This window comes from Microbacterium sp. NPDC012755 (genome assembly GCF_042901325.1).
In the GTDB taxonomy this organism is placed as follows: Bacteria; Actinomycetota; Actinomycetes; order Actinomycetales; family Microbacteriaceae; genus Microbacterium; species Microbacterium natoriense.
In genome coordinates, this window is record NZ_JBIBCT010000001.1 from 1,213,700 (window position 1) to 1,234,832 (window position 21,133).

Annotated in this window: 21 protein-coding genes; 14 read left to right on the plus strand and 7 right to left on the minus strand. The window is 68.9% G+C overall.

The genetic code is table 11. The features are described from left to right. The first annotated feature begins 414 nt into the window (after window positions 1-414). A complete protein-coding gene (locus tag ACFY5A_RS05785) occupies window positions 415-621 on the plus strand; it encodes a cold-shock protein (protein ID WP_046014597.1) in 207 nt (68 codons plus the stop codon). 240 nt (window positions 622-861) lie between these two features. Here ACFY5A_RS05785 and ACFY5A_RS05790 read toward each other — a convergent pair whose 3' ends face one another. After that, window positions 862-1,527, minus strand: a complete 666-nt coding sequence (locus tag ACFY5A_RS05790) for an HAD hydrolase-like protein (RefSeq protein ID WP_341940729.1) — start codon at window positions 1,525-1,527, stop codon at window positions 862-864. 130 nt (window positions 1,528-1,657) lie between these two features. Between ACFY5A_RS05790 and ACFY5A_RS05795 the strand changes: the two genes are divergently transcribed. The 3 genes from ACFY5A_RS05795 to ACFY5A_RS05805 all read left to right on the plus strand — a co-directional run bounded on the left by ACFY5A_RS05795 (window position 1,658) and on the right by ACFY5A_RS05805 (window position 4,791). Continuing rightward, complete coding sequence (locus ACFY5A_RS05795) at window positions 1,658-2,521, plus strand: carbon-nitrogen hydrolase family protein (protein ID WP_387232322.1); 864 nt, start codon at window positions 1,658-1,660, stop codon at window positions 2,519-2,521. Further along, entirely contained in the window at window positions 2,518-3,945 is a 1,428-nt protein-coding gene (locus ACFY5A_RS05800; protein WP_223587426.1) for an APC family permease, read from the plus strand. Before ACFY5A_RS05795 ends, ACFY5A_RS05800 begins: the two co-directional genes overlap by 4 nt. 81 nt (window positions 3,946-4,026) lie before the next feature. Next, the gene (locus tag ACFY5A_RS05805) at window positions 4,027-4,791 is read left to right on the plus strand and encodes a GntR family transcriptional regulator (protein ID WP_341940727.1); all 765 of its coding nucleotides are present in this window, start codon (window positions 4,027-4,029) and stop codon (window positions 4,789-4,791) included. 30 nt (window positions 4,792-4,821) lie between these two features. On the opposite strand, the gene nucS is transcribed toward ACFY5A_RS05805, so the two are convergent. Together nucS and ACFY5A_RS05815 are read right to left on the minus strand one after the other, a co-directional pair. After that, window positions 4,822-5,517 carry an endonuclease NucS gene (gene nucS / locus ACFY5A_RS05810; protein WP_105673469.1) on the minus strand — a complete coding sequence of 232 codons (696 nt, stop codon included), beginning with the start codon at window positions 5,515-5,517 and terminating at the stop codon, window positions 4,822-4,824. Between the two features lie 55 nt (window positions 5,518-5,572). After that, the gene (locus ACFY5A_RS05815; RefSeq protein ID WP_387232324.1) at window positions 5,573-6,484 is read right to left on the minus strand and encodes a GAP family protein; all 912 of its coding nucleotides are present in this window, start codon (window positions 6,482-6,484) and stop codon (window positions 5,573-5,575) included. Between the two features lie 117 nt (window positions 6,485-6,601). Here ACFY5A_RS05815 and ACFY5A_RS05820 point away from each other — a divergent pair, with 117 nt between their 5' ends. Together ACFY5A_RS05820 and ACFY5A_RS05825 are read left to right on the plus strand one after the other, a co-directional pair. After that, the gene (locus ACFY5A_RS05820; RefSeq protein ID WP_341940725.1) at window positions 6,602-7,795 is read left to right on the plus strand and encodes a histidine kinase; all 1,194 of its coding nucleotides are present in this window, start codon (window positions 6,602-6,604) and stop codon (window positions 7,793-7,795) included. Further along, a complete protein-coding gene (locus tag ACFY5A_RS05825) occupies window positions 7,792-8,445 on the plus strand; it encodes a response regulator (protein WP_387232327.1) in 654 nt (217 codons plus the stop codon). Before ACFY5A_RS05820 ends, ACFY5A_RS05825 begins: the two co-directional genes overlap by 4 nt. Before the next feature lie 399 nt (window positions 8,446-8,844). Here the strand turns inward: ACFY5A_RS05825 and ACFY5A_RS05830 are convergent, their stop codons facing one another. Together ACFY5A_RS05830 and ACFY5A_RS05835 are read right to left on the minus strand one after the other, a co-directional pair. Further along, window positions 8,845-9,405: a hypothetical protein gene (locus ACFY5A_RS05830; RefSeq protein ID WP_387232329.1), complete on the minus strand. Its 561-nt coding sequence runs from the start codon at window positions 9,403-9,405 to the stop codon at window positions 8,845-8,847. A gap of 20 nt (window positions 9,406-9,425) precedes the next feature. Beyond that, window positions 9,426-9,746 carry a matrixin family metalloprotease gene (locus ACFY5A_RS05835; protein ID WP_341940722.1) on the minus strand — a complete coding sequence of 107 codons (321 nt, stop codon included), beginning with the start codon at window positions 9,744-9,746 and terminating at the stop codon, window positions 9,426-9,428. Window positions 9,747-10,282: 536 nt separating this feature from the next. Here ACFY5A_RS05835 and ACFY5A_RS05840 point away from each other — a divergent pair. Then, entirely contained in the window at window positions 10,283-10,435 is a 153-nt protein-coding gene (locus ACFY5A_RS05840; protein ID WP_387232331.1) for a hypothetical protein, read from the plus strand. A 51-nt stretch (window positions 10,436-10,486) separates the two neighbouring features. Here ACFY5A_RS05840 and ACFY5A_RS05845 read toward each other — a convergent pair whose 3' ends face one another. Then, complete coding sequence (locus ACFY5A_RS05845) at window positions 10,487-11,719, minus strand: MFS transporter (RefSeq protein WP_387232333.1); 1,233 nt, start codon at window positions 11,717-11,719, stop codon at window positions 10,487-10,489. Window positions 11,720-11,778: 59 nt separating this feature from the next. Between ACFY5A_RS05845 and ACFY5A_RS05850 the strand changes: the two genes are divergently transcribed. Beyond that, a complete protein-coding gene (locus ACFY5A_RS05850) occupies window positions 11,779-12,843 on the plus strand; it encodes a LacI family DNA-binding transcriptional regulator (RefSeq protein ID WP_341940720.1) in 1,065 nt (354 codons plus the stop codon). Between the two features lie 142 nt (window positions 12,844-12,985). On the opposite strand, the gene ACFY5A_RS05855 is transcribed toward ACFY5A_RS05850, so the two are convergent. After that, window positions 12,986-14,479 (minus strand): hypothetical protein, encoded by a 1,494-nt coding sequence (locus tag ACFY5A_RS05855; RefSeq protein ID WP_387232336.1) that lies wholly within the window; start codon window positions 14,477-14,479, stop codon window positions 12,986-12,988. A 100-nt stretch (window positions 14,480-14,579) separates the two neighbouring features. On the opposite strand from ACFY5A_RS05855, the gene ACFY5A_RS05860 reads away from it, so the two are divergent. Genes ACFY5A_RS05860 through mnhG form a run of 6 tightly spaced genes read left to right on the plus strand, consistent with a single transcriptional unit; the run spans window position 14,580 to window position 20,829 of the window. After that, on the plus strand, window positions 14,580-17,525 hold the full coding sequence (locus tag ACFY5A_RS05860) for a Na+/H+ antiporter subunit A (protein WP_105673476.1): 2,946 nt from the start codon (window positions 14,580-14,582) through the stop codon (window positions 17,523-17,525). Then, the gene (locus ACFY5A_RS05865) at window positions 17,525-18,058 is read left to right on the plus strand and encodes a Na(+)/H(+) antiporter subunit C (protein ID WP_105673477.1); all 534 of its coding nucleotides are present in this window, start codon (window positions 17,525-17,527) and stop codon (window positions 18,056-18,058) included. The genes ACFY5A_RS05860 and ACFY5A_RS05865 overlap by 1 nt, the downstream gene beginning before the upstream one ends. Further along, a complete protein-coding gene (locus ACFY5A_RS05870) occupies window positions 18,055-19,608 on the plus strand; it encodes a Na+/H+ antiporter subunit D (protein ID WP_341940717.1) in 1,554 nt (517 codons plus the stop codon). Before ACFY5A_RS05865 ends, ACFY5A_RS05870 begins: the two co-directional genes overlap by 4 nt. Continuing rightward, window positions 19,605-20,177 (plus strand): Na+/H+ antiporter subunit E, encoded by a 573-nt coding sequence (locus tag ACFY5A_RS05875; protein ID WP_387232338.1) that lies wholly within the window; start codon window positions 19,605-19,607, stop codon window positions 20,175-20,177. Before ACFY5A_RS05870 ends, ACFY5A_RS05875 begins: the two co-directional genes overlap by 4 nt. Continuing rightward, window positions 20,174-20,443 (plus strand): monovalent cation/H+ antiporter complex subunit F, encoded by a 270-nt coding sequence (locus ACFY5A_RS05880; RefSeq protein ID WP_105673480.1) that lies wholly within the window; start codon window positions 20,174-20,176, stop codon window positions 20,441-20,443. The genes ACFY5A_RS05875 and ACFY5A_RS05880 overlap by 4 nt, the downstream gene beginning before the upstream one ends. Further along, window positions 20,440-20,829, plus strand: coding sequence for a monovalent cation/H(+) antiporter subunit G (gene mnhG / locus ACFY5A_RS05885; RefSeq protein ID WP_387232340.1), 390 nt, complete (start codon window positions 20,440-20,442; stop codon window positions 20,827-20,829). The genes ACFY5A_RS05880 and mnhG overlap by 4 nt, the downstream gene beginning before the upstream one ends. Window positions 20,830-21,133: the final 304 nt, after the last annotated feature.

The following is a 21,133-nucleotide window of genomic DNA, read 5'->3' on the forward strand; positions in this document are numbered from 1 at the left end:
CCGTCTTTCCCCAGAAGACGGGAAGCCTTCCCCAGAGGCAAGACGGTCCGTGCATGCGATTGGGCCCTCTCGAGTAGTTCAGTCCCCAATGGGCTGCTCGAGGGGGCCGCTATCGTTCCGCTGAGATTTTTCGAGAATGTCCCCCAAATGGGGGACAAAACCTCTTCGGAGGGGGTACGCTTATTTCTGACGCACCCTCCGGTCGTCTTCGGCCCTCATCGCTCCCCCCGCGGTGAGGGCCACACAATTTTCCGGGCGAGTTTTCCGCGGATCCTCTGTGACGCGGTGTGACGGCTCGTGCAACATTTCTGTTACGGGGTGACCCCGGCCCTTCCACTCAGCCGCTGCTCCACTAGCGTTAGCGATGTCGGGGCATACCTGCGTCGGCTTCTTCATCAGCAGAACAGGCAGTACATGAGCACCCAGGGCACGGTCAAGTGGTTCAACTCGGAGAAGGGCTTCGGCTTCATCTCCCCCGACGACGGCGGCGCTGACGTTTTCGCGCACTACTCCGCCATCGAGTCATCCGGCTACCGCTCGCTCGACGAGAACCAGCGCGTCGAGTTCGATGTAGCGCAGGGCCCCAAGGGCCTGCAGGCCGAGAACATCCGTCCTCTCTGAGGTCGGAATACTCGACGACTCCCCGACCGGATCCGCTTTTGCGGCATCCGGCGGGGAGTCGTGTGCTTTCTGGGGGCTTTACCGGTCGCACGTTCGGGCTGAGTTCGCGCGTTCGGGCTGAGGATCGGCGCGGATTCCTCCTCCCGAGGCGGAGTTCTCCTCCTGAACGGGCGGGCGCACCGTCTCCCTCCGAGCGGGTTGCGAACCGTCTCCCTCCGAGAGGGCGGTGCATCGACGGAGTCAGACGAGAAGCAGGGCCTTCAGCTCGTCGGGGGATGACACGCGGAACGCGGCATCGTCTCCCTCATGCTCGTCGCTGAAGCCCCATTCGACGAAGATCACGGGCACCCCGTTGGCGTTCCCGCCCTCGACGTCGTGGTGCCGGTCGCCGATCAGCACGGGGCGCGAGGTGTCGGCGCCGCGCTCACGGAGCCGCTTCAGCGCCTCGACGACGATGTCGGCCTTCGACGCCAGCGTCGCCTCATCCGGTGTCGCCCCCACCGTGGCGAGGAAGTACGGGCGCAGGTCGAAGTGGTCGACGAGGGCGTCGACCTGGTTCTCCGGCTTCGAGCTCGCGGTCGCCTGCGGCACCCCGGCGGCGTGGAGTTCGCGGATGATCTCGGGGACGTCGGGATAGGTCGCGACGTCGGTGGTGTACCCGTCGGCCTTGCCCAGCGAGCGGTAGAAGGCCACGGCGTCGGCGGACTCCTCGGGGGTCATGCCGGCCTGGACCTGGAAGGACTGGAACATCGGCGGGCCGATCCAGTGCACCAGGTCGTCCCGCGTCGGCGCCGGGTGGCCGAAGTGCGTGAGCGCGACGTTCAGGCGGCGGAGGATGCCGACCGAGGCGTCGATGATGGTGCCGTCGACGTCCCACAGCACGCAGGTATAGGGGGAGTGGGGCATGTCTCCAGCCTACGGGCACCTTCTCTGCCCGGATGGCCGTGGGCGGAGTCTCTTCGTTCGCCGAGAGCCCTGGGCGGGGGCCCGAGGTTGACTCTGGACGGGAAGCCCGCGCGTGGCTAAAGTGTTCGCAATGAGCTATTCAAACGGACTCACTGTCGCCGTGCTCCAGGCGGAGGGCGTCGGCGCCGACGTCGAGGCGAACTTCCGTCTCATCCGCGAGGCGGCGCGGGATGCTGCGGCACAGGGTGCGCAGCTCCTCATGACGCCCGAGATGTACCTCACGGGCTACAACGTGGGAGCGCAGCTGGCCGATGTCGTGCGGGACGAGCTCGTCGACGGCATCCGCGACATCGCGCGGAGCGAGGGGATCGCGCTCCTCGTCGGCACGGGACTGCCCGCTGCGGCGGGCATCTCCAACTCGGCCGTCCTGGTGTCGGAGGACGGCGATGTCGTGGCGCGCTACGACAAGACCCACCTCTTCGGCGATCTGGATGTCTCGCTCTTCGAGCCGGGTGACGCCCTCGGTCCGATCGTCGAGCTGCACGGCGTGAGGATCGGCCTGCTCATCTGCTACGACGTGGAGTTCCCCGAGACGGTCCGCGCGCTCGCCTCCGCCGGCGCCGACGTCGTGCTGGTGCCCACGGCCCAGATGGCGCCGTACCAGTTCATCGCGGAGCACGTCATCCGCACCCGCGCCTGGGAGAACCAGGTGTATGTGGCCTACGCGAATCGCATCGGCTCCGAGAAGGAGCTGGACTACGTCGGATTGAGTTCGATCGTCGACCCCTCCGGCCGCGTCCTCGCCGCCGCCGGCCCGGAGGAGCGCGCGCTGCTCCTCGCCAGGATCGACCCGGCGGAGGTGCGCAGCGCTCAGGCGCGCAATCCGTATCTTCGGGACCGGCGCCCAGGACTCGTCGTCGCCCCCGACCCCCAAGGAGCCGGCAGGACGCCCGGCATCCGCACCCGGATCACGACCGAGAGGGACAGTTCATGAGTGCAGATCAGACGACCACGGAGCACCGGCTCCGCGGCAGGCTCGGCACCGGCTCGATCGTCTTCATGGTGATCGCCGCGGCCGCGCCGCTGACGGTGATCGGCGGCAACGCTCCGATCGCGATCGGCCTGGGCAACGGCATCGGCGCCCCGGTTGGTTTCGTGATCGCGACCGTGGTCCTGCTGCTGTTCTCGGTGGGCTTCGTGAAGATGACGCCGCACGTGAAGGAGGCCGGCGCGTTCTTCTCCTATGTGACGAAGGGGATCGATGGCCGGACCGGTCTCGGAACGGCGTTCGTGTCGCTCCTCGCGTACACCGCCATCCAGGTGGGGATCTACGGCTATCTCGGCTGGGCGGTGGACGATCTGGTGCAGCACTTCGGCGGCCCGGCGATCCCTTGGGGCGTCTACTCCCTCGCCGCCGTCGCGCTCGTCGCCGTGCTCGGGTATCGGCACATCGATCTGTCGGCCAAGGTCCTCGGCATCGCGCTGGTCCTGGAGATCGGCGTCGTCATCGTGCTCGACACCGTCATCTTCGCGACCGGAGGCGCGGAGGGGATCGTGTGGGACACCTTCGACCCGGCGAACGCGTTCGCGCCGGGGCTCTCGGTCGCCGTGCTGTTCGCGCTGACCGGGTTCATCGGGTTCGAGGCGACCGCGGTGTTCCGAGACGAGGCGCGGGATCCGGAGCGGACGATTCCGCGGGCGACGTACCTCGCCGTCATCATCATCGGCGTCTTCTACTGCCTGTCGTGCTGGGCGATGGTCGTGGGCGGGGGCCGGCAGGGGATCGTCGATCTCGCGACGGCGACGCTGGCGGGAGAGGCCAACATGCTCACCGACATGACCGGTCGCTATCTCGGCTGGCTGGTCCAGGACATCGTCCAGGTGCTGCTCGTGACGAGCCTCTTCGCCTGCGTGCTCTCGTTCCACAACGTCATCGCCCGCTACCAGTTCGCCCTGTCGCGCAAGGGCGTCCTCCCGGCGCGCTGGGGCACCGTGCACCCGCGGCACCACTCGCCGGCGGTGTCCTCGCTCGTGCAGACGGTGACGGCGACGGTCATCATGGTGGCGTTCATCATCGGAGGCGTGGAGCCTCTCGTGGGAGTGTTCGGCTCGATGGCGGGGGTCGCGACCGTCGGGATGGTGCTCCTCATGCTCATGACGAGCATCGCGGTCCTGGTGTTCTTCCGCCGGCATCCCTCACTGCGGGAGGGACACGTCGTCACGACGGTGCTGGTGCCCGCCGCCGCGGTGATCGGCTTGATCGCCGCTGGGTGGGTCGTGCTGTCGAACTTCACGCTCGTGACCGGAGGCAGCGTCGGACTCTCGGTGTTCCTCGCCTGCCTCCCGCCGGCGGTCTTCCTCCTCGGGGTCGCGCTCGGCGGGGGCAACCGGCTCGCGGAGGCGCGGCAGGAGGGTTAGGCGGGCCCGGCGACGCGGGCGTACCCTCGGTGGAAGTGCTCGGGATCCGATGCGGGCACGGATCGACACAGAGGGGCGCCGATGACCGAACGAGCGGAACGCGACGTCCTGGCCTCGGGCCCGCTGGACGGGGTCCGGCCGCTCAGCGCGACGGATGCGGTGCGCGCACGGATCCTGTTGGCGATCGAGCTGGGACTGCTCAAGCCCGGCGAGCAGCTGCCGCCGCACGAGAGCACGGCCCGGGCGCTGAACGTCAGTCTGATGACCCTTCGGCGCGTGTTCGGCACACTCGCCGACCAGGGGATCCTGGAGCGCCGTCGCGGCAGGGGCGGCGGGACCTTCGTGAGCGATCCGATCGATCCGCGGACGTGGCAGGAGGACGACTCCGTGCGCGGATTCCGCGACAGGACGTCGACCGTGATCCAGTTGATCGACGAGCGCGCGCTGATCGAGTCCGCCCTGGCGGCGGAGGCGGCAGGAACCGTGCGCGACGGAGCGAGAGCGCGGGCGCTCGACGAGGCGGCGCAGGCTCTGGAGGACGCGGTGGCTGCCGGGGACTGGGCGGAGTTCCATGACGCCGATCGCGCCTTCCATCGTGCTGTCGCCTCGGCCTCGGGCCTCGACTGGGCTCTCGCCGAACACAGCCGCATCGCCGACCAGCTCTACGACTACTTCGTGCCGTACCCGATCGCGTACCTGCGCGACAGCAACGACGAGCATCGGCGCATCCTCGCGGCGATCGAAGAGGGGGATGCTCTCGGGGCCGCGCGAACCGCGCGGGCGCACGTCCTGGAGCTCAAGAGGTCGATGTTCATCGCCGAGCGCCCGGACGGACAGGGGCGTTGATCTCCTGACCGCGATGCGGGCGGCAGAGCGTCAGAACAGGCGCGGCGCGCCCGAATCGATGCCCTTCATGTCGTCGTAGTCGAGGACGAGGCAGCGGATGCCGCGATCCTCCGCGAGCACGCGAGCCTGAGGCTTGATCTCCTGCGCGGCGAAGATGCCGGTGATCGGGGCGAGGTGCGGGTCGCGGCCCAGCAGCTCGAGGTAGCGGGTGAGCTGCTCGACGCCGTCGATGTCGCCGCGGCGCTTCACCTCGATCGCGATGGCCGCGCCCTCGGCATCCCGGACCAGCAGATCGACGGGGCCGATCGCCGTGGGGTACTCGCGTCGCACGAGCGTGGTCCCCTCGCCCACGAGCTCGACCTGCTCGGCGAGGAGCCGCTGCAGATCAGCCTCGACGCCGTCCTTCTGCAGGCCGGGGTCGATGCCGAGGTCGTGGTTCGAGTCGTGGAGGATCTCGTAGATCTGCACGCGCAGCGCGTCGCCGGTCTTCTTGTGCGTGACGCGCCAGACCTCGACGACACCAGCGCTGGCCTCCTCTTCACCGGGCTCCTCGGGCGAGAGCGAGCACGGCGGGCTCATCCAGTTCAGCGGCTTGTAGCTGCCGCCGTCGGAGTGCACGAGCAGACTTCCGTCTCCCTTGTGCACCAGCAGGCGCGTGGCGAGAGGGAGATGAGCATTGAGCCGCCCGGTGTAGTCCACGGAGCAGCGGGCGATGACGAGACGCACCCGTCGAGCCTACTTCGTCGCGACCGCGTCCGGTCGCGCCGGACCGTCGGGACGGTCACCGGTCGAGCATGGTCCCGATCGCCTCGAAGATCCCGAGCTCCGTCGCGGCGGAGCGTGCGATCAGGAAGCCGATGATGCCGAGGATCCAGGCGGTGTTCTCGGCGCCGGTGCGCTCCATCCACGCGGCGAAGCGCTCGAGAGGCCGCTGCACCAGAGGGGCGGCCACCATGCGCAGCACGAGGAGGACGACGGCGGGGGCGACCATGAGCGCGCAGTAGCCCACCAGCGCGAGCACGCGAAACGGCGTGCTCACGCCGGCATCCGCGAGCATCGTCATGCCGACGATGTAGGGGAGCATCGTCGCGACCTCCACCAAGCCGGCGGCGATCGCGACCGCCATGACCGCCGTTCCCCGGGTACGCGGGTCCAGCAGGCGCTCGCGCCATCGCGTGATGCGTCCGGACGATGGGGTGGGCGCGGGGACGGCGCCGCCGGCGGGAGGAGCGGCAGCCGCGGGAGGAGGGGTGAGCGGATCGGTGCGCGCGGCGGATACGGCACCGTCGGATGCCGTGGCGCCGGAAGCCGCTGTGCCGGAGGCCGCGGATGCCGTGGCGCCCAAGGCCGCGGATGCCGACGCGGCCTCGCGGGCCTTCGAGCCGGTCGGCATCGCGAACGCGACCACGAGCAGCGCGGCGCCGACGATGAGGCGCACGATCAGCCCCGCCGAGGAGGAGAGGAAGTCGGAGGCGACGTCGACGAGGTTGACCAGGCCCCAGAGGAAGAGGAGTCCGACCACGAGGTAGAACGCGGCGATGGTGCCGAGGTAGAGCAGGATGCGTCCGGCCCGCACGCGACCCGGACTGAGGAGGAGGAACACGGGGATGAGCAGCGTGCCGACGCTCAGCCCGTCGATCAGCGCCAGAAGTGCCAGGGAGAGGGGGAGCGGGAGTCCGCCGAAGAGTTCCATGCGATCAGCCTCTCCGCGCTCGCCCCCGCGCGGATCGGGCGAAGGTCGCGGTCGCACCCGCGGCTCCTCATACCTTGGTCGGATGCGGGGAACGGCCAGCCGTGGTTGCATGAACGCATGGAGGAGGCGAGGGTCGGCGGCATCCGCGAGTGGTATCTTTCGCATCGGCGGCCGGTCGACGCCCTCCTCATCGCCCTGCTCAGCGCGCTCGCCGCGTTCCTCGGTTTCAGCGGCATCTGGAGCATCTTCTCGGTGCTCCCCGCGGATGCCTCTCCCTGGTGGACTCTGGCGACGGCGCTCCCCGCCTGCATCCTCGTCCTGACCAAGCACCGCGCTCCGTGGCTCTCGCTGATCGCCGCGACGGTCGTGTTCGCGGTCGACCTGTTCACCACCGGCGGGCTCGGCCCGCTCGTCGTGCTCCTCGACGTGCTGTGGACGGCGGCGTTCCTGGCCTCCCCGCGGGTGCGGCGCAGGATCCTCATCGCCATGATCCTCAGCGTCGTGGTGCTCTTCGTGGTCGCGCTCCTCGTGTCGGAGGCTTCGGCCCCCATGGCGTTCCTGGTGGCGGTCCAGTTCGGGGCCTTCGTCGGCACCGACTACTGGTGGGCGGTCGCCGTGTCTCAGGCGAACGAGCTCGCCGACCTCCACCGCCAGCGCGCAGAGGAGGCGGCGGCCGCGGCGGTGCGGGATCGTGCGGAGGCCGTGCTGCGCGAGCGGGAGACCATGGCGAAGGAGCTCCACGACGTCGTCGCCGGTCACGTGCTGGCCATGGCGATCAGGGCGGAGGCCGCGCTGTCGACGCCGGCCGACGAGAGGGCCGATCGTGCGGCGCTGCAGGCGGTGCGGGATGCCGGCATCGATGCCCACGGAGCGCTGCGCTCGATGATCGCCGTGCTGCGGAGGGGCGACGGAGAGCTCTCGCCGACGCCCCGGCTGGCCGATGTCGAGGCGCTCGCCGACGATGCGCGCCGCGCGGGACTCCGGGTGCGGGTGTCGGCAGACGGCGTGACGACGCTGACGGGTCCCACCGAGCAGGCCGTGGTGCGCGTCGTGCGCGAGGCGCTGTCGAACTGCCTCCGTCACGCCGGAGGCGCGGAGGTCGATGTGACGATGGAGGAGAGGGATGCCGTGATCGCGGTGCGCGTGGAGTCCCGGGGTGGAGCGCCTCTCGTCTCGGCCGGCTACGAGGGCGGCGGCTGGGGCCTGAGCATGCTCGCCGAGCGGGTGGAGGCGCTGGGCGGCAGGTTCTCCGCGGGGCCGCACGCCGATGGCTGGCTGGTCGAGGCGCAGCTGCCCGCGAGGGCGGTATGAGCGCCCCGACCGTGCTGCTCGCCGACGATCACGGTGCGATCCGCGCGGGCCTGCGCATCATGCTCGAGTCGCACGGCATCCGCGTGGTGGGTGAGGCCGCCGACGGAGACGTGGCGGTGCGCAACGCCGCAGCCCTGCGCCCCGACGTGGTGCTCATGGACCTGCGGATGCCGGGGCGCGACGGCGTCTCCGCGACGCGCGAGATCGTGGAGCAGGGCCTGAGCGACGTCCTGGTGCTGACGAGCTTCGATGAGGACGAGCTGGTGTTCGGGGCGATCAGGGCCGGTGCGGCCGGGTTCCTGCTCAAGACCGTGGATGCGTCGTCTCTCGTCGCCGCGGTCCGTGCGGTCGCCGCGGGTGAAGGGGCGCTCGACCCCCGGGTGACGCGGCGTGCGCTCGCCGCGGCGGCACAGGGCGTGGGGAGTCCGCCCGACTTCGCGACCCCTGCGCTGCCCGAGCTGACGTCGCGCGAGCAGGAGGTGCTCGACGGCATCCTCCGGGGGTGGTCCAACGCCCAGCTCGCCCAGCGGCTGGGGATCAGCGTGCCGACCGTGAAGACGCACGTGTCGAGCGTGCTCGCCAAGCTGGGCGCCCGCAGTCGCTCTCACGCCGCCGCGCTCGTGCGCGACGGCGACCGGAGACGGCCGTGACCTGCACCCGCGATGGCAGCGGCGGGATCAGCTGTAGAGGCAGTAGTCGTGAATGATCGCCCAGCCGAGAAGTCCGAAGGCGAAGCCCCAGCGTGTGTCTCTGCACATGATTTCCTCCAAGAATCGGTTCGCTCGAGTGGAGAGGGTGACTCCCCGCGGCCAACGTAACAAGCCGCCCACGGCGGGGTAACCGTATTTCTACGGATGGTGTGATTCTGCCGGTCAGTGTGCACAGCGCTTGTCGATGAGTTTCGACAGCACTGGCATGCCCGCAACGATCACCGCACGGGCGTACGAGTTTGGTCCCGGCTCTGGATTGCCGAGTGGATCCGTGTGGCGCGAAAGGAGGGCCTCCCCGGTCGACACGATCGGGGAGGCCTCAGGGTTCGGTTCGGCTGGTTACTGCTGTGGAAGTCCTTTGAGATCTGCGCTACTGATGGCGGTGAGCTTGTCTCCATCGGTGGAGGTTGGTTCGAATCCGCTCGCAGTGGGCGTGAAGATGCCCGCTGGTCCGCCGGCTGTGTAGTACCCGTCGACGCCCTCGACACCGCTTGAGTTGAGCAAGAGTAGATAGGTCTGCTTCTCGGCGAGGAGGGGATAGGGTGTGTCCCAGCCTTTCCCTCCGAGTTGCATTACGGTGATCGTGTCGCCTGCGCGGATCTGAGGAGCAGAGTTCTCGGGCGTGTTCCGTGCGAGTCCCTCAGGTGTGAAGCTCGCAATGACCTCGACCTCGGAGAATGTCGTGGGAGCGAGATCATCGCCGATCGTCTTCTCCTGCTGCGAGAGGACGGTGCCCGTGACCATGACCTCGCTCGCTTCGATCAGCTCCTGGTTTGACGAGAAGATCTCGTGCCGTGAACCGTCGAGCTTCTGCACCCCTGGGCTGCAGCCCGCGACCGATGAGGCGAGGAGGAGCGCGGCGAGGAAAGTGGCTCCGTGACGGAGTTTTGTTCTCTTCATGATGTTTCTCCAGGCTCGAATCAATAGATGGCGTTCATTCCGGCTTTGTCATCACTTTGTGGGGTGTAGTAGCCGTAGGAGTTGTAGACGCAGGCGGCGCAGTTGTACATCATCTGGTTGGTGCTCGTTACATGACTCAGGCCCAGGACATGTCCGAATTCATGAACAGCAACGGCCCGTAGCTTGGTTACTGTCCACCCGCTCACGTAATAGGTGTTGAACCACGACTCAGAGCTAATCTGCGTTCCGAACGGGCATGACCATGTCGAGTACCCGTCGTATCCGTTGGCGCCACTGTTCTTGTCAGTGAACTTCAGGTTGGCCGAGTAGTTCATCGTCATGTTGAGGTCTGTGGACGAGGACCAGGAGGATGCAGCGCCGTCGGCGGCGGTCCCATAGCTGCCGGTTGTGGCTCTATTCCATGCCACGGGTCGCTGAGGCCACGAGCAGCCGTTCGTGACGTAGGCCATGGCTGGTGCGGGAAACAGAACCACGCCGAGGACGATCAGACATGAGGTGAGCAGCGCGAGGACTTTCGATCGCGCCCGCCGCCTGCCAGTGAGGTGTGTTGCATCCATATTCCCGTCCGCTCCGTTGTGGTCGGCTCAGATCTGTCGACTGGGCCCGGTGCGAGTCATGATGTCCCTCGACAATTCGTCTGTCAAGAGGGCGATTGATGTCCCCCAAAGTACCTACATACAGACGCTAAGTTTTACGCAAACTGGTCATTTATGCGCTTGGGAATTGAGTAGCCGAAGGGCGTCAGAACCTCCCTTCCTGACAGAGTCGAGCCGTGCATTCGTCATGAATCGGACGATTGATACGTGGTGTGTAGTCACCCGTTGGTCATACAAGGTCGACTGTGACGGCGCGCCGCATGACCACGGTGACGTTGTTCGGGCGTGCGCGAGTCGGTAGGAGCATCTTCGCCCCCGGGCTCTGGGCCGTCGCGCTCGTCGCCGCCGGGGCGGTCGTCGCGGTGGTCGCCGTCGAGGTCGGCGCCCGCTCGGACAGCGTTCTCGAGGCGTAGTCCGCAGCGCACGCCCGCCGGGAAGCGCCCGCTCCCCGGCGACGTCCTGCCCTAGCCCTGCTTCTCCGGCTCGGTCATCTCGTCGGCGCGGAGCGGCCGCGCCGCCGCCGAGAAGAGACCGGAGAGCGCGGCGAGCACCACGAGGATGTACAGGGTGTTCAGCAGCCCGATGTGCTCGCTGATGAATCCGAGCACCGGGGGGCCGCCGAGGAAGGCGATGTAGCCGATCGTCGCGGCGGCGCTCACGCGCGCCGCGGCCTTGGCGGGGTCGTCGGCCGCCGCCGACATGCCGAGGGGGAACCCGAGGGAGGCCCCGATGCCCCACAGCGCCGCAGCCACGAAGACCAGGGGCGTGTTCGGCGCGAGGATGAAGAGCAGGATGCCACCAGCCGCCGTGATCGCGAGGATGCGCAGCACGATGACCCGGCCGAAGCGGTCGACCAGCGGACCGCCGAAGAGTCGGACCACCGTCATCGCGACCGAGAAGGTGGCGAGGGCGGCGGCGCCGGCGGCGGGGCCGGCGCCGTGGTCTTCGGAGACGCCGAGCGCGAGCCAGTCGTTGGCCCCGCCCTCGGCGAAGGACATGCCCAGCATCACGACGCCGAGCGCGTAGGTGCGCGGTTCGCGCCAGGCCTCCAGCGCCACGTGCATCCGCTCGCGCCAGTGCGGCTTCTCCGCGGGAGACGGGTCGAGCGCGGCTTCGCGCACGGGGACGTTCGCGAAGCACACGACAGCCAGGACGGCGATGACGCCGGCGACGACGAAGGAGTGCAGCGACACGTTCGCACCGAGGTGCACGGCGAGGGCGCCGAGACCCGCGCCGATCACCGTGCCGAAGCTGAAGAAGGCGTGGAACACCGGGAGGATCGTCTTGCCCATCTGCTGCTCGACGGCCGTGGCCTCGACGTTCATCATGACGTCGAGGGAGCCGTTGCCGAACCCGAACAGCACGAGGCCGATGACGACCACGGGCGCCGAGCCCATCACGTTCGTGCCCACGCCGACCAGCGTCAGCCCGACCGCGAACGTGAGCATCGTCGTGAGCATCCCGACCCGCGCACCGGTGCGCGCCATGACGGCGGGACTCGTCGAGATGCCGATGATCGACGAGACGCCCATGCCGAGCAGCAGCAGCCCCATCTGGGCGTTGTCGATGTCGAGGGCGAGCTTGATGTCGGGCACGCGAGAGGCCCAGGTCGCGATCGACAGGCCGCTCGCGAGGAAGATCGCGAAGATCGCGGCGCGCCAGCGCACGAACTGGGGACGGGTGAGGGCGGTGTCCATGCCGGACACTCTATCGAATCGATTCGATCCCGCGAAACCAGGGGAGGTATCCTCGGAGTATGAGCAGTCAGGACAGCCCGCGACGAGCGACGATCGCCGACGTCGCGCGCGAGGCCGGCGTCGCGACATCCACCGCCTCCGTCGTCTTCAGCGGCAAGGCCAAGGTCTCGGCGGGAACGCGCGAGCGCGTGCTCGCCGCCGCCGCCGAGCTCGGCTACGCGGGCCCCGATCCGCGTGCCGCCTCCCTGCGGAGGGGACGCAGCGGCATCGTCGCCGTCGTGCTCGAGGGGCATCTGCGTGCGGCCTTCCTCGACCCGGTCACCACCGCCATGATGGACGGACTGACAGACGGCCTCGCCGACCTCAGCGCCGGCATCCTGCTCATGCGCGACGACCCGGGCGAGAGCGACGGGTCTCCGCTGGCGAACGCGCCGGTCGACGCCGTGGTGCTCATCGGATGCTCAGGGCGCACCCGCGCCTCGCTCGACATCGTGCGCGGCCGGGGCCTTCCCGTCGTCGTGATCGAGGGGGACGCCGGAGAGGGCATCCCGCGGATCACGCTCGACAACGCGGATGCCGCCGCCGCGGTCGCCCGCCACGTGCGGGATCTCGGGCATGAGGATGTGGCCCTGGTCACCCTACCGCTCGACACCGCGCGCGACCGCCTTCCGGTGACCCCGCAGCGGATCAGCACCGCGACGGTCGACGTCACGATCGACCGCCTCGCGGGCATGAGGTCGGTCTTCCCCGATGCGCCGGCGATCTCGGCATCCGGCAGCCTGATCGACGAGGGTCTCCTGGTCGGACGGATGCTGCTCGCCGACGCCGAGAGCCGCCCGACAGCCGTGCTCGCCCAGAGCGACCTCCTCGCCGTCGGAGTGATCCGCGCAGCCGAGGAGCTGGGGCTGCGAGTGCCGGAGGACCTCTCCGTCGCCGGCTTCGACGGCATCGCCGTCGACGGGCTCGGCGGGCCCGTGCTCACCACGAGCGTGCAGCCCGCCGTCGAGAAGGGGCGCGCGGCGGGCGAGCAGGTCGCGCGCATGCTGCGCGGCGAACCAGGCATCACCCAGCACCTGACCTGCCGCTTCCGCGAAGGCACGACGACCGCGGCTCCGCGGGGCTGAGGTCACACGGGCTCTCACCGCGTTTCGTCTCGCTCCGCTCGCTCAACGACCAGCGGGGCTGCGCAGGGTTCGCAGGGATCCGCGGGCTCGGTCGTCGAGCGAGGGAGCGGAGCGACCGAGACGAAGCGCCCCGGTGCCGGCTTCAGCTGTGCGGCGGGCCGAGCGGGAGCGTCGTGGAGCCGTAGTCGAGGATGCGGTAGCGGCCGCACGGCACGACGCTCTCCGGCACGGCCGGCGTCGGCAGCTCCCACTGCACGCTCTGCGCATCCTCGACGAGGAACGAGACCTCGCCCACCGCGAAGTCGGTGCGGTTCACCAGCCAGGCGTACGCGTTCAGCCTGTTGTCGACCTGCACCAGCTGCGCAGGGTCGTCGAGGTGCGCCTTCGGCAGCCGGACGGTCCAGAACTGCCCGGCGCCGGTCCGTCCCGAGGCGTTCACCCAGTCGGTCACGCAGGTGAGGTCGGGATCGGGCGCCTGCGCGGCCGCGGTAAGCCGAGGGATGCTGAGGCCGCCGGCCACGAGCAGAACGATCGAGGCGACGGCGGCCGCCTGGCGCGCGGGCCGCTCCGGCAGGCGCAGGGCGCGAGGTGCGGCGACGAGAGCGAGCAGCGGGGCGAACGCGACGGGCTGGAGGTACCGCGCCGCGTGGGTGCCGAGCGCGATCGCACCGAGCGTGACGAGCAGCGGCAGCATCCATCCCGCCGCCGCGACGAACCTCTCCGCGTCGGTGGAGGGGCGGACGGTCCTGAGCACGGCGAGCACGATGAGAGCGGCGGTGACGAGCGCGCCGAGGAGGCCCAGCGGAGTCGAGAGGCGGTCGCCGAGCAGGCCGCCGTAGTAGCCGATCGACTGCATCCACAGCTCCGGCTGCGCGTATCCCGCACCGTTGTTCGCGATCCATGCCGAGAACGGAATACGAGCGAGGAAGCCGAGGGCCGTGCCGCCGACGAGCACGGCGAGCAGGAGCAGCATCCGCACCCTCGCCCGCGGTCGGAAGAACCCGATCGCCAGGAGCACCGTGAGCGGAACCGTCGCCCACACCGCGAAGAGCGGATTCGTCAGCGTCGCGACGGCGGCGATCGGAGCGACTGCGACGACGCAGACGAACCCGGGGCGATCGAGCGCGCGTCGCACCAGACCGATGACGGCGATGACCGCGACCACGGTCGAGGAGTAGTAGGTCGTCGTGAGCTGCAACGAGGCGAGCTCCAGGGCGTCCCTCGACGCGGAGGTCTCCGTCGCGGCCAGCACCCCGAAGGCGCACAGGGCGACCAGGGACCACGCGACAGGGGCGCTCCCCTCGTGTCTGCGGCCGGCCGCGAGACGGATCACGCCGTACAGGGCGAGCAGATTCACGACCGCGTTCACGGCGAGCAGACCGTCGAGATCGAGCGGCAGCAGGGCGTCGACACCCGCGAACACGCCGGACTCCGGGAGGAACAGCACACTCGACATGGCCCAGTCGAGCGGTCCTCCGGCGAGTGCGGATCGGGCGAACATCGCGACGATCAGCGAGTCCCCGTCACGGAAGAGGAGCTCGGAACGAGCGGATGCCGCGACCTGTCCGGCGACGGCGATCGATACGCCGAGCGCGGCGAACCAGCCGAGAATCTCACGGGTCCAGGCGCGTCGCATGGGACAACTCTCGCACGCTCACACCTTTCGCCCAGGTAAACTGGACGGACACCCGCCCGCCAGTGCCGCAAGGCCGACGAGCCCAGAGGGAGCCACGATCATGTTGACCCTCCTCGGTGTGTTCCTCCTCGGATCGCTCCTGATGCCCGTTCTCGTGCGCTGGATCGGCGCGCGCGCATTCATCGTCGCCGCGCTCATTCCCGCCGCGGCATTCATCCATGCCCTCGTGCTCACGCCGCAGGTCCTCGACACGGGCGACTCGCCCTTCGAGACCGTGTCCTGGATCCCGCAGCTCGGGCTGAACATGTCCATGCACATGGACGTCCTCGGCTGGGTCCTGACCCTCATCGTCACCGGCGTCGGCGCGCTGGTGCTCTACTACTGCCGCTGGTACTTCCACGACGACTCCGCAGGGATCGGCCAGTTCGCCGGCGTTCTGCTCGGCTTCGCCGGCGCGATGTACGGACTCGTCCTCACCGACGACCTCGTCATGCTCGTGATGTTCTGGGAGGTGACGAGCATCCTCTCGTACCTCCTCATCGGCCACTACCGCCGCCGCGCGGCCAGCCGACGCGCCGCCCTGCAGGCCCTGCTGGTCACCACCCTCGGCGGCCTGGTCATGTTCGTCGGGGTGGTACTCCTCGTCGTCGACGCCGGCACCTCGAGCATCCGCGAGATCCTCGCCCTGGCGCCGACCGGACCGATCGTGGATGCCGCGATCGTGATGCTGCTGATCGGTGCGATCAGCAAGTCGGCGCTGTTCCCGTTCCACTTCTGGCTCCCCGGAGCGATGGCGGCCCCGACGCCGGTCAGCGCGTACCTGCACGCGGCCGCGATGGTGAAGGCCGGCATCTACCTGATCGCCCGGTTCGCCCCGATCTTCGCGTTCAGCGGGCCGTGGCGCCCCATCGTCATCTCTCTCGGCGTCTTCACGATGCTGCTCGGCGGCATCCAGGCCCTGCGCGAGACCGACCTCAAGCGCATCCTCGCCTTCGGCACCGTCAGCCAGCTCGGCTTCTTCGCGGTCGTCGTCGGATACGGCACGCAGGCGTCGGCCCTCGCCGGCCTCGCCCTGGTGATCGGCCATGCGCTGTTCAAGTCGGCGCTCTTCCTCATCGTCGGCATCATCGACCGCCAGCTGTCCACCCGTGACATCACCGAGCTCTCCGGTGTGGGCAGACAGGCCCCGATCCTCGCGGCGACCGCGTTCATCTCGGTGGCGTCCATGGCAGGCATCGCGCCGACGATCGGATTCGTCGCCAAGGAGTCGACTCTCACGGCCCTCCTCGACGACGCCCAGGGCGGCTCGCCGTGGGGTCTGGTCGCGATCATCGGCATCGCCGTCGGGTCCATGCTGACCGCGGCATATGGCACGCGCTTCCTCTGGGGCGCGTTCTTCACGAAGCGCGATCAGCGCGGAGACCGGATGCCGGAGACGGCATGGCCGGATCCGCCCGTGGGCTTCCTCGCGGCGCCCATCATCCTCGCCGGGCTCACCCTCGCCGCCGGCATCGGCGCCCCGGCGCTCGACGTCGCGCTGCAGGGGTACGCCGTCACCGCGACCCCCGGTCTCGATCACGCGGGGGAGGCCGTCGAAGGACCCGGTCATCTCGCCCTCTGGCACGGATTCGAACCGGCTCTCGGCATCTCGATCCTCACGATCCTGCTCGGCATCGGCCTGTTCCTGCTCACCCGTCGCACCGGCTGGGATCGCAAGCCGCGCGTGCTGCCGTTCACCGCCGCCGACGCCTACTACCTCGCCATGCGCGGCATCGACCGGCTCTCCGTGCTCAGCACGACCCTGACCCAGCGGGGCTCGCTGCCGGTCTACGTCGGAACGATCTTCGTGGTGTTCGTCGCCGCCGAGGTCACCGCGCTGCTCGCGAGCGACATCGATCGGTTCCAGCTCTCGGCGTGGCACACTCCGGCGCAGATCGCCGCAGCCCCGCTCATGGCGGTCGCGGGCATCTTCGCCGTGCGCGCGCAGAAGCGCTACACCGGCGTCGTCCTCGTCTCGGTGACCGGGCTGGGCATGGTCGCCCTCTTCGCGACCAGCGGCGCCCCCGATCTCGCCCTCACGCAGGTGCTCGTCGAGACCGTGACGATGGTCACGTTTGCGCTGGTGCTGCGGAGGCTTCCCGCGCGGATGGGCGAGCACAACGCCTCCGTCGGCCGCATCCCGAGGGCGCTGCTCGGGATCGGCGTGGGCGTGACGATGGCGCTGGTCGCCGTCGTGGCCACGCAGTCCAGGGTCGCCGAGCCGATCTCCGCGATGTTCCCGAAGCTCGCCTACGAGCTGGGGCACGGCAAGAACGTGGTCAACGTCGCGCTGGTCGACCTCCGCGGATGGGACACGATGGGCGAGCTGTCCGTGCTCGTGCTCGCCGCGACGGGCGTCGCATCCCTCGTCTTCGTCACGCATCGCGCCGATCTGCTCGCGGCGACCAAGACCCTCCCGAGGTCCGCGCGGCGGGCGACGCGGGGTCGGCCGCTCGTCGAGACCACGGAGGGCGTGCGCTTCCAGACCTCCGAGAACCGCAGCAGCCCGCGTGCCTGGCTCGTGAGCGGGTCGAAGATGAAACCGGAGAACCGGTCGATCCTGCTCGAGGTCATCGTCCGCGTGCTGTTCCACACGATCATCGTCGTGTCGATCTTCCTGCTGTTCTCCGGCCACAACCTCCCGGGCGGCGGGTTCGCCGGAGGCCTCGTCGCCGGCATGGCGCTCGTGATGCGGTACATCGCCGGCGGGCGCTGGGAACTGGGTGCGGCTGCGCCGACGGATGCCGGACGCCTCCTCGGGGCGGGACTCGTGCTGGCCGTCGGCACCGCCGTCGTGCCGCTGTTCTTCGGCCTCTCCCCGCTCACCAGCACGTTCTGGGAGTGGGAGATCCCCGGTCTCGGACACATGGAGTTCGTCACCTCGACGATCTTCGACATCGGCGTGTACCTCGTGGTGATCGGCCTGGTGCTCGATGTGCTGCGCAGCCTCGGCGCCGAGGTCGACAGGCAGACGCAGGAGATGCGCGAGAGAGGGGTGAACATCTGATGGATGTCTCGCTGACCCTCATCGTCATCATGGCCGTGCTGTTCGCGTGCGGCGTCTACGCCATGCTCGAGCGCAGCCTGACCCGCGTGCTCATCGGCTTCCTGCTGCTCGGCAACGCGACGAACCTGCTGCTGCTGATCGTCATGGGAGTGCCGGGCAACGCGCCGTTCTTCGGCACGGAGGGGGAGATGAGCGACCCGCTGCCGCAGGCGCTGACCCTCACCGCCATCGTCATCACCTTCGCCGTCTCCGCGTTCCTGCTCGCTCTGATCTACCGCTCCTGGCAGCTGGGGCAGGCCGACACGGTCGAGGACGACGAAGACGACATCGCCATCCGCGGACGCACGGATGCCGAGGAAGACCTCATGGGCGACGACGAGGGCGACTACACCGACGACGACGTCACCACCGACTTCGTCGGCGTGCAGACCGCCCCGATCACGGTGCTGCACATGCGCGACCACCCCGCGATCGACGATGAGGCCCCGGTCGACCGGCCGACGGCATCCGACGATGGGGGAGACCGCACGTGACCGCCCTCATCCCCCTCCTCGTCGCCCTTCCGCTGCTCGGCGCGGCGGTGACCCTGATCTTCGGACGCAACGCCCGCGTGCAGTCGATCGTCACGGTCGTGACCCTCGTCGTCGTCTCGGTGATCGCCGCAGTCCTGCTCGTCGCGGTCGATGCGGGCAGTCCGCTCGCGGTCTCGGTGGGCGGCTGGCCGGTGCCGTTCGGCATCGTGCTGTACGTCGATCGGCTCGCCGCCCTGCTCGTGCTGGTGTCGAGCATCGTGCTGCTCGCCGTGCTCCTGTTCTCGATCGGCCAGGGTGTCGCCGACGGCGCAGAAGAGACCCCGATCTCGATCTTCAACCCCTCGTATCTGATCCTCGCGGCCGGCATCTTCAACGCCTTCATCGCCGGCGACCTCTTCAACCTCTACGTGGGATTCGAGATCCTGCTCGTCGCGTCGTACGTGCTCATCACGCTCGGGAGCACCGAATCGCGCATCCGCACCGGCGCCGTCTACATCGTCGTGTCGCTCGTGTCGTCGATCCTCTTCCTCGCGTCGATCGCGATGATCTACGGAGCCCTCGGCACCGTGAACATGGCGCAGATCGCCGAGCGGATGACGGAGCTCCCGCAGGAGACGCAGCTCGTCCTGCACCTCATGCTCGTGATCGCCTTCGGCATCAAGGCCGCGATCTTCCCCGTGTCGTTCTGGCTCCCCGACTCCTACCCGACGGCGCCCGCCCCGGTCACCGCCGTCTTCGCGGGCCTGCTGACGAAGGTCGGCGTGTACGCGCTGATCCGCACCGAGACGCAGCTGTTCGCCGACAACAGCATCAACACGCTGCTGCTGATCATCGCCCTCGCGACCATGATCGTCGGCGTGCTCGGTGCGGTGGCGCAGGCCGAGCTCAAGAGGATCCTGTCCTTCACGCTGGTCAGCCACGTCGGGTACATGATCTTCGGACTCGCGATAGCGACGCCCACGGCGATCGGGGCGACGGTGTACTACATCGTCCACCACATCATCGTGCAGACGACCCTGTTCCTCGCGGTCGGCCTCGTCGAGCGTCGAGCGGGCAGCACGTCGATCCTGCGGGTGAAGGGGCTGCTCAAGATCGCGCCGGTGATCGCCGTGCTCTACTTCATCCCCGCGATCAACCTCGGCGGACTGCCGCCGTTCTCCGGATTCATCGGCAAGTTCGCGCTGTTCGAGGCCGCGGCATCCGTGGGGACCCCGCTCATGATCGTGCTGATCGTCGGCGGCATCGTGACCTCGCTGCTCACGCTCTACGCCCTGATGCGCGCGTGGAACCTCGCCTTCTGGCGCGAGGAGGAGGACTCCACCGAGACCGAGGGCCGCATCTCGCACCTGGGCAACGCCCCCGCCGCCGATGAGCAGCAGGAGCGCCGCCGCATCCCCGCGATCATGACCGTGGCGACAGCGGGGATGGTCGCCGTCACGGTGTCCCTGACCGTGTTCGCCGGCCCCCTCTACGCCCTCTGCGACCGCATCGGCGAAGCGCTGCTGCAGCCGGTGAGCCTCGTGCAGCTGGAAGACGAGGTCGACGGATGAGCCCCGACAGCGGCCGGCACTTCTGGCGAGACCTCGGCGTGCAGCTGCCGTTCCTCGCCTGGCTCGTCGTGCTCTGGATGCTGCTGTGGGCGCAGTTCACGCTGCTGTCGTTCGTCACCGGTCTCGTCGTCGCGATCTTCGTGACCCGTGTCTTCCGGCTGCCGACGGTGGAGCTCTCCGGTCGCATCAACGTCTGGTACGCCGTGACCCTCGGCGTGCAGTTCCTGTTCGCCGTGCTGCGGGGCGCGCTCTCCGTGGCCGTGCAGGTGTTCGACTTCCGCCGGCAGCCGGGCACCGCGATCATCGCCGTGCAGCTGCGCTACTCCGACGACCTCATGATGACGCACGTCGCCGTCGCGTCATCGCTGGTCCCCGGGTCTCTCGTGGTCGAGGCCGACCGCGACCGCCGCATCCTCTACCTGCACGTGATCGGCGTGCGCAGCATGGCCGACGTCGAGAAGCAGAGGGCCGGCGTGCTCCAGTGGGAGAAGCGGATCGTCCGTGCGCTCGGCGACCCGGCGCAGTATCGTGCGCTGAAAGAGGACGAAAGGGCGGAGGCCTCGCGATGAGCATCCTGCTCGCAGTCATCATGGTCGTGTTCGGCGTCGCGGCCGTGCTCACCGTCATCCGCATCGTCAGAGGCCCCTCGATCCTCGACCGCGCCGTCGCGTCCGATGTGCTCCTCACCGAGGTGATGTGCGTGCTCGGCGCCGAGATGGCCATCAACGGACACACCCGCAGCATCCCCGTGCTGCTGATCATCGCCGCGATCGGGGTGTTCGGCTCCATCGCCGTCGCCCGCTTCGTCGCGAGAAGGGACAACACGACACCATGAACGTGTTCGGTCTCATGATCCCGGATGCCGTCATCGACGTGGCGGTCCTCGTGCTGATCCTGATCGGGGCGCTGCTGTGCCTGTCGGCGGCGGTCGGCCTCCTCCGCTTCCGCGATGTGCCGTCGCGGTTGCACGCGGCGACCAAGCCCCAGGTGCTCGGACTGCTGCTGATCTGCATCGCGATCGCGCTGTCGCAGCGCTCCGTCGGCGGCATCCTCCTCGGCCTCGTGCTCGTCGCGCCCATCGTGCTGATGCAGTTCGCGACCGCACCCCTGTCGGCGCACATGGTCGGCCGCCAGGCGTACCGCAACGGATCGATCGACCAGCGTCACCTCGTCGTCGACGAGCTCGCCGACTCGAAGCAGACTCCGCCCGGCGCCGGGTAGTCGATCCGGGGCCGGCCGTTCCGGCGGACCGGTCGATCCGGCACCGGCCGATCCGTGCGTGTGGATCCGGCGCGTCTGTTCACAACTCCTCAAAGTTCGCTGCCGGACCTCTCTCCCTGCAGGAAGTCCCGCCACTCCCGCCGCCGGCCGCGACGATCCTTGAGGAGTTGTGAACGCGGCACATCGATGCCACTTCTCCTCCCCAATTCGTCCTCGGAGCGAACTTGTTCACAATCGCCTAATCGGCGCTCCGCGATCTCTTCGCTGTCGCCAGACTTCAGCGATGATCCGACCGAGAACATCC